This window comes from Arthrobacter sp. ISL-30 (assembly GCF_018613855.1).
Classification (GTDB): domain Bacteria; phylum Actinomycetota; class Actinomycetes; order Actinomycetales; family Micrococcaceae; genus Arthrobacter.
Map to the genome: position 1 here is coordinate 148,235 of NZ_JAGGPK010000020.1, position 7,991 is coordinate 156,225.

General features: G+C 62.9%; 5 protein-coding genes and 2 pseudogenes. 5 read left to right on the plus strand and 2 right to left on the minus strand.

All coding sequences use genetic code 11. The features are described from left to right. Positions 1–698: 698 nt before the first annotated feature. The 5 genes and pseudogenes from J7E82_RS08980 to J7E82_RS09000 all read left to right on the plus strand — a co-directional run bounded on the left by J7E82_RS08980 (position 699) and on the right by J7E82_RS09000 (position 7,102). Positions 699–2,382, plus strand: a pseudogene (locus tag J7E82_RS08980) (thiamine pyrophosphate-dependent enzyme). 88 nt (positions 2,383–2,470) lie between these two features. Next, positions 2,471–3,958, plus strand: a complete 1,488-nt coding sequence (locus J7E82_RS08985; RefSeq protein WP_214862256.1) for an NAD-dependent succinate-semialdehyde dehydrogenase — start codon at positions 2,471–2,473, stop codon at positions 3,956–3,958. A gap of 412 nt (positions 3,959–4,370) precedes the next feature. Next, the gene (locus tag J7E82_RS08990; RefSeq protein ID WP_214862257.1) at positions 4,371–4,757 is read left to right on the plus strand and encodes a hypothetical protein; all 387 of its coding nucleotides are present in this window, start codon (positions 4,371–4,373) and stop codon (positions 4,755–4,757) included. 178 nt (positions 4,758–4,935) lie between these two features. Then, positions 4,936–5,676: pseudogene (locus tag J7E82_RS08995) on the plus strand (fructose-bisphosphatase class II family protein); the annotation flags it as partial. A gap of 730 nt (positions 5,677–6,406) precedes the next feature. Next, entirely contained in the window at positions 6,407–7,102 is a 696-nt protein-coding gene (locus tag J7E82_RS09000) for a transposase (RefSeq protein ID WP_214862258.1), read from the plus strand. A 124-nt stretch (positions 7,103–7,226) separates the two neighbouring features. Here the strand turns inward: J7E82_RS09000 and J7E82_RS21015 are convergent, their stop codons facing one another. Further along, on the minus strand, positions 7,227–7,358 hold the full coding sequence (locus J7E82_RS21015) for a hypothetical protein (RefSeq protein WP_285289712.1): 132 nt from the start codon (positions 7,356–7,358) through the stop codon (positions 7,227–7,229). Next, positions 7,348–7,991: IS3 family transposase (locus tag J7E82_RS09005; protein WP_214862259.1), on the minus strand; the 644-nt coding region annotated here is incomplete at its 5' end. The genes J7E82_RS21015 and J7E82_RS09005, both read right to left, overlap by 11 nt.

Genomic DNA, 7,991 nt, shown 5'->3' on the forward strand with positions numbered 1-7,991 from the left:
GCCCCCATAGATGGAGAAAAAGTAATGACCATATTCCAAGAATCAGAATCGGTTCTGGGAGTCAACGGAGATGATGCGGTCACCATCGACAATGATCTAGCCCGAGCAGTGGAAATCGCAGAACTAAAGGCGCAACTAATGGGAGGCGCGGGAGTCCTGGTTACCCAACACGATTATTGGTCCTTTACGGTAGCCGTGACCTCGACGGTACCTTTTGGTCAAAGAATCGAAAAACGACGGTGGCTTGCCGCCTGCTAAGTCCGCTTGACTGTCGGCAAGCACGGAATAAAGGGTGGCCCTCCTAAGGAAGTCCGATCACGTCGTTCCCAGGCCCCGGCTACCAAGGCAAATTGCTGCTTCTGCCAAGGGCCGAAAGCCGACTGAGAACATGCCGATCGCCGTACCGAGCTCAATAGCGGACCATCCACCTACCACCGGAACCTCCCGCTTCTCGCAACTCGGGAGGTTCCGGTTTTCCCTTCCGCTGCCCAGCAGGACCTCTTCACTCGCTCGTTGCCGTCCGGCTGTTCACCCAAGCATCCGAAACTCAGCAGCGGACGTCTGCTCCTGCCCGTCATCCCCAAAACTGCGGCGCCCCACTGACAGTCGATGGAGACCCGCGATGGCAAAAAAACAAAACTCGGACACCTCCTGCCAAGTACCCCTCTAAATCGGATCACTCATGAAAGTTTTTGACTATGACCCAGACCAAGTCCGAACCCCACGAAACCAAGTCCAATCTGCGGGTGGCAACTTCAAAGTCGGCAGGGCACGTCATTGTTGACACGCTGGTGGCCCATGGCATCAGGCGCGCCCACGTCGTCCCGGGCGAAAGCTTCCTTGACGTCCTGGACGGACTCCACGACTCCCCCATTGAAACGATTGTCTGCCGCCATGAGGGCGGGGCCACGTACATGGCCGAGGCCGACGGCAAGATGAACCAGATGCCGGGCATAGCGATGGTCACCCGCGGCCCGGGTGCGGCCAACGCCCATGTCGGTTTGCACACCGCGTGGCAGGACTCGACCCCCATGGTGCTGTTCGTGGGCCTGATCCCGTTCGCGCACCGGGACCGCGAAGCTTTCCAGGAATTCGACATCAAGGCCTGGTTCGGCACCGGCGCCAAGCGCGTGATGGTCCTGGACCACGCCGAGCGTGCCTCGGAAATCGTCGCCGAGGCCCTGTTCTCTGCAATGAATGGCCGGCCCGGCCCCGTTGTCATCGGGTTGCCCGAGGACGTCATCCGGCAACAGATCCCCGCCGAACTTCACCCGCCCATCCCCGTCGCCACCGGAGGTATGACGAGGGTGGATTCCGATGCCCTGGCCACTGCCCTGGCCAGCTCCAGCAAGCCGCTCTTCGTCACCGGCGGCAACGACTGGACGCAGGAAGGCGCTGACCAATTCACCGCGTGGCTGGAAAAGCACCATATCCCCGCGGCGGCCGAATGGCGGACCCAGGGTACTGTCCCGTTTGATTCCCCGTCCTACGTCGGTCCTATCGGCTACGGGCGCCCCCGCCCGACCTATGACCTGCTCGAAGAAACTGACCTGCTGGTCTTTGTCGGCACTGTCCCCGGGAGATGTCATCACCGACGGATTCCTGTGCCGCCAGGACTGGTCCAAGAAAAACTTCCTGGTCACCATCGACCCATCCCTCCGCGGCCGCTCAGCACCGGTCTCCTATCAGATCGTCGCCAAACCTGACGTGTTCATCCGCGACCTGGCCAAGATCGAACTCCCGGTCAGGGACGAATGGAAAGCCTGGACGGCCCGGATGCGCGGCGAGCAGGAATCCTTTGCAGCCCTACCCCCGGCGGCGCCGACGAACGGTCCTGCCCGGATGGACACCTTGATGGCGAACCTCGTGCCAATCCTGCCGACGGATGCCATCACCCTTGGCGCCGGGGAACACACCAACTGGGCGCACCGCTACTTCCCCACCCAGCGCTACGCTTCCATGGTCAGCGCCCGCAACGGCTCCATGGGCTACTCCGTCCCCTCCGCCATCGCAGCGTCCCTGGAATACCCCGGCCGGCGCATCGTCACCATCGCAGGCGACGGGGAATTCCTCATGAACGGCCAGGAACTGGCCACCGCAACCCAGTACGGTGCCACTCCCCTGGTAATCGTGATGGACAACCAGGAATACGGCACTATCCGCACCCACCAGGAACGCCACTACCCTGACCGGGTCTCCGGAACGCAACTGAAAAACCCGGAATTCGCGCTCATGGCCCAGGCATTCGGTGGCTTCGGCATCAAGGTTGAACAGGACGCCGATGTCCCCGCTGCCATCGAAGCAGCGCTCAAAGCCATCGACGAATACCGCATCTTCGCACTCATCCACCTCATAGTCGAGCAGAGAGTCAAGGCCTACTAAGCCACCAGCGTCACGCATTCTCCCGGCCGCACAAGACCGCAACCTCTCACGGGCGCGCACCGTAACCTGCTCAACGAACGGAAAACCCATGCTTATCCCTGTCCCCACACTCACCGAACTCGAATTGCTGGATTCTGTCCCCAATGGCCTTCTGATCGGCGGGCAATGGCGGGAGGCGTCCGACCGCGGCACGTTCGACGTCCACGACCCCGCCACCGGGCAGGTCCTCGCCACCCTCGCCTCCGCCACCAGCGAAGACGCCATTGCAGCTCTGGACGCGGCTGACGCCGCCCAGGCGTCCTGGGCGCGGACAGCGCCCCGGACCCGGGCGGAGGTTCTGCGCCGGGCCTTTGACCTGGTCACCGAACGCGCCGAAGACTTCGCCCTGCTGATGACCCTGGAAATGGGCAAGCCCCTGGCCGAAGCCCGCGGCGAAGTCACCTACCGCGCCGAGTTCCTGCGCTGGTTCTCCGAAGAGACCGTCCGGGACTACGGCCGGTACCTCACCACCCCGGAGGGCAAGAACAAGATCCTGGTCCAACACAAGCCGGTGGGACCGTGCCTGCTGATCACGCCGTGGAACTTCCCGCTGGCGATGGCCACCCGGAAGGTAGCCCCGGCCGTCGCCGCCGGCTGCACCATGGTCCTCAAACCCGCCAAACTGACGCCGTTGACGTCCCAGCTGTTCGCTCAGACCATGATGGAAGCGGGCCTGCCTGCCGGGGTCCTGAACGTGGTATCGTCCTCTTCGGCTTCGGGCATTTCCGGGCCGCTGCTGAAGGACTCCCGACTGAGAAAGGTCTCCTTCACCGGTTCCACCCCGGTCGGCAAACGGCTCATGGCTGATGCCTCGCACAAAGTCCTGCGGACCTCCATGGAACTGGGCGGAAACGCACCGTTCATCGTGTTCGAAGACGCCGTCCTGGACAAAGCCGTAGAAGGGGCCATGGTCGCCAAAATGCGGAACATGGGCGAAGCCTGCACCGCCGCCAACCGCTTCTTGGTACACGAATCCGTCGCACAGGAATTCACCCGGAAGTTCGCCGCCGCCATGGGCGCCCTGAACACCGGCCGCGGCACCGACCCGGCCACCCAGGTCGGCCCGCTCATCGACGGCGGTGCCCGCGACGACGTCCACGCCCTCGTCAGTGCCGCCCTCGACGCCGGCGCTGTTGCTGCTACGGGTGGCGGCCCGGTGGATGGGCCCGGCTACTTCTACCAGCCCACCGTCCTCGCCAACGTCCCCAACGACGCCGCCATCCTCGACCAGGAAATCTTCGGACCCGTCGCCCCCGTCACCACCTTCCGAACGGAAGAAGAAGCCATCCGGCTCGCGAACGCGTCCGAGTACGGGCTCGCGTCCTACCTCTACAGCCGCGACTTCAACCGCCTCCTCCGCGTCGCGGAACAAATCGAGTTCGGCATGGTCGGCTTCAACGCCAGCGTCATCTCCAACGCCGCAGCACCCTTCTGCGGCGTCAAACAATCAGGCCTCGGCCGCGAAGGCGGATCCGAAGGCATCGCCGAATACACCACCACCCAATACATCGGCATCACAGACCCCTACGGCCGTTAGCACCGCGCTGCAATAGGGCGTCCCCCGACCCACCTTCGGGAGTCTGAGCGGGCGCCCTTGTTTTTTAGTGGGCCAGTCTCGGAACCATTACAAGTGCTAGTACGCGCGCATATTCAATGCCGAACTATTTGTGCCTTCCTAACAACGCTGGAACGGGGCATGCTCAAAGTTTCGGCGACACGGGCCGTTGTGTACCGGACTCATCATCAGGTCCGGAAAACCAGCCCAGGATGAGATCGTCCAGTCTAGGGCACACCCCATGCCTACGGCACACCCCATGCCGACGTCAGGTAGTTTGTCGTAGCGTGTCAGGATAGAGCCGAACGCGACTTACCGCACAGCGTGACTCAGCAGTCCTAAATCTCACCCTGACAGAAATGATCTGTCTCCAGGCTGATAGGCCCTGACCACGGTGCTGGATGCAGCCGGCGGCTACGCCTATTTCCTTCAGGCCTACGGGCGCGCGCTATGGCAGACAGCCTCAGACAAGGTGATCACGGTCGGAGATGCACGCCTGGCCGTGGAGCTCGGAACAGCCGATCTGGACCACGGCTTCTTCGTCGCACGTTGGCAACGGGCAACACCTGCCGAACGAAGCTATCTGCGGGCAATGAGCCAAGACGGCGAAAGTCCCTCCGCCACAGCGAACCTCAGCAGCCGCCTCGGGAAGGATCACAGCTCTCTCACCAGCCAGCGTGCCCGCCTCATCGAAAAGGGAATCATCTTCGCGCCCGAACACGGGCTCGTGCAGTTCACCGTCCCCGGAATGGGCGCTTTCATCGCCCGGCAAAAGGACTAGCCTGAACCATTGAAGAAGCTCCGGCTTGGGATGTCCAAACCGGAGCTTCTTGTCGTTGTGGGTCTCCATTTGTGGTCCTACGCCACCTCTTCTTCATCGTCGTCGCCGACGCCTGCCCAAGCTACGTAACCGGATACTGGCTTGTTCTTGGGATTGAGATTCAGGCTGTGAGCTTCGTACGAGCCCTGCCTGCGATGTCGCCGTCGACCCGGTTGACGGCACCCGGCTCACAGCCCTTGGGATGAACAACGCCTTGGCGGTCCTCGCCGCCACCGAACGGGGCGCGATGTTCGACCCATCGGCTGACTTCTACATGGAAAAACTGGTGACAGGACCCGAAGCCGCGGATCTGCTTGACCTGCGCCTTCCCGTCGCACAGAACCTCCACCTCATCGCCAAGGCCAAGGGGGTCAAGATCAGCCAGTTGACCGTCGCCGTCCTGGAACGGCCACGCCACCGTGACCTCATCAATGAAATCCGGGCAGCCGGCGCACGAACAAAGTTCATTCTGGACGGCGACGTCGCTGCCGCCATCGCCGCCTGACGGCCCGGCACCGGCGTTGATGCGATGATGGGCACCGGCGGCACTCCCGAAGGCATTGTCGCCGCCTGCGCAATCAAGACTCTCGGCGGTGTTATCCAGGGACGACTGGCACCACAGGACGACACGGAACGTGCCAAAGCCGCCGAAGCCGGTCATGATCCAGCACAGATCCTCGGCACCGGCGACCTCGTCCGCAGTGACAACTGCTACTTCGCAGCGACAGGCATTACCGACGGTGACCTGCTCCGGGGCGTCCGATACGAGAAATCGACGATCACCACCGAATCGATTGTGATGCGATCCCCATCCGGCACCATCCGCATGATCGACGGCGAACACCACCCCGACAAATGGGTCCAATACGGCCCGAAATAGCAGGAGCCCGGCCTACATGTAAGGCCGGGCTCCTTTCGCGCAAGACTCGCCGCAAAAGCCACGGCATAGGCCTGCCGCGATCGAACCGGCGATTTCAATTGGACGACCACGTCCAATTGCCGAGTGTTGAGAGGCAGCGGTCGGCCTCCTGCCTGGAACGTTCAGCCCAGTTCAGGCTGCATCTATGACGGTTGGGAGCAAGCCGTTTGGCTCACCTTTCACGTCACGCAGTTTCCACCACATGCCGCCATGAAGCAGTGGCCAATGAAGCGCCCGTCCAAGCTGCGGAATCAGCCACCAAAAAGATCTCAAAAACTTCACCCCGGTCATGCAGTGGATCAAGAAAGCCACCATGAACAGGTATGCAAACAGGAACACCCAACGAGCAGCACACAACCCTGCTCCCCCTCGCGAACCTGGGTCACGTTGCTCCGGCCACCCAGGCCCATGAAGAAGTGAAAAGCGAGACCATCGCTCAAGCCGGCAGAAAGGAAGCTCCGGCCACAGGAACGGCCAGCCACAACTGAAGACTTCCGACGGAGTCAGGTTCGGGGACCCGCGCGCGGGATGTTGACAGTCAACACTCAAAGGCGAAAGAGACGTCTGACCTGCGGAAACACTGTGCCCGAGGTGGGGCTCGAACCAGATTCCAGCCCTTGTAAATACTGGGAACTCTTGAAAACATCGCCAATCGCTGCCGGTCCAGACCGCGCGGCTCAGCGTCAAACGCATGGAATCCTTCATCAGGGCACAGCACTACTCCGGCCGGACACCTGCGGAAACACTCATAGAGCGGCTCCGCCCGCACCTACTGGCCGCCGGGACCGGAACCAACCACGGCAAGGCCTTCACTGCCGTCCGTTTCGCCGAACAGCTCGCCCTGCTCAACCGACACCTTCGAGACTACGACACTGAAATCGACCGGCTCCTGGCCTTGCACCCAGACACGAGAATCTTCACCAGCTTCCCCGGCACTGGGCCCGTCACCGCGGCGACCCTGCTGGCCGGCATGGGAGAAGACCGGGCCCGGTTCCCCTCCCCGGCAGCCCTGTTGGCCGAAACCGGACTGGCCCCGGTCACCCGCGCCTCCGGACGCACCCGACAGGTCCGCTTCCGCTACGCAGCGAACAAACGCATGCGCCACGCCATCGACTGGTGGGCCTTCGTCGCCGTCCGTGACGACCCGCACTGGTCCGGCAGCCACTACCAGGCCGCCCGTGCCGCCGGACAGGGCCATCACCGGGCACTGCGCGGCATCGCCGCTCGCTGGGTCCGCATTCTCTGGAAATGCTGGCACGAACGCACTGAATACGACCCGGGCCTGCACGCCCTCCGCAAGGAAGCAATTCCCGCCCACGCACAGCCAGAAACCACGGGACTGACCAAACCCTCAACGGACGAAACGCCACTGCAAATCGCAGGCTAACTCGCAAAAGCCCTCTTAGTGGACAGGCCGACCGGCACGTCCACCACCTACCCCTGCGCCCAAACAACCCCCCGAATCTGCCCCATAGGTTGACGGCGGGAGTCTGCGTGTTGTACCAGTGGACTCACTCGAACACGATCTCGATCACGTCATCTTCGGTCTTCAGCGCCCCGGTCCGGAACGGGGACCCTTGGGCCACGGCCTCGTTCTTGAACAGGCCCATCACGGTCTCCGCGGCAGCATTGTCATAGGGCATCCCCGACACTGCCAATCGAGGGTTGCAGGCCCTCCAGAGTCAGGGTGTCGGTGTAGCGGATTGAGGTGTATTGCGAGCCGGCGTCGGAGTGGTGGATCAGCCCTTCCCGTGCCGGCCGGCCGGAGTGTTCGCGGCGCCACAGCGCCATGCGCAGGCAGTGCTCCACGAACGTGGTGTCCTTGACCGTGGAGGTCTCCCACCCCACGATGGCCCGGGAGTACAGGTCGATGACCAGTGCGACGTAGACGAACCCGGACCAGGCCGGAACATAGGTGAAATCCGTGACCCAGGTATGGTTCGGAACAGGGGCATGGAAGTCCCGGTTCAGCAGATCCCGTGCCCTGCGGCCGTCCTTGCCGGGGATCGTGGTGCGCGTCCTGCGTCCGCGGACCAGTCCGTTCATGCCCTCAGCACGCATCAGCCGGTCCACGGTATGTTTGGAGGCCTCGGGGAAGCCGTTCCGCCGCAGCCAGACGGTCATTTTCCGCCGCCCGTACATCACCTCGGGGCGGGGCTGGCCCTTCCCGTCAGGAACCTTCAGGCCACGCAGCGCATCAGTGATGCGGGCGTCCTCCAGGGTTCGCAGGGCCGGGAGCCGGCTTTTCCAGGCCCGGTAAGACCGCGCGGCGACCT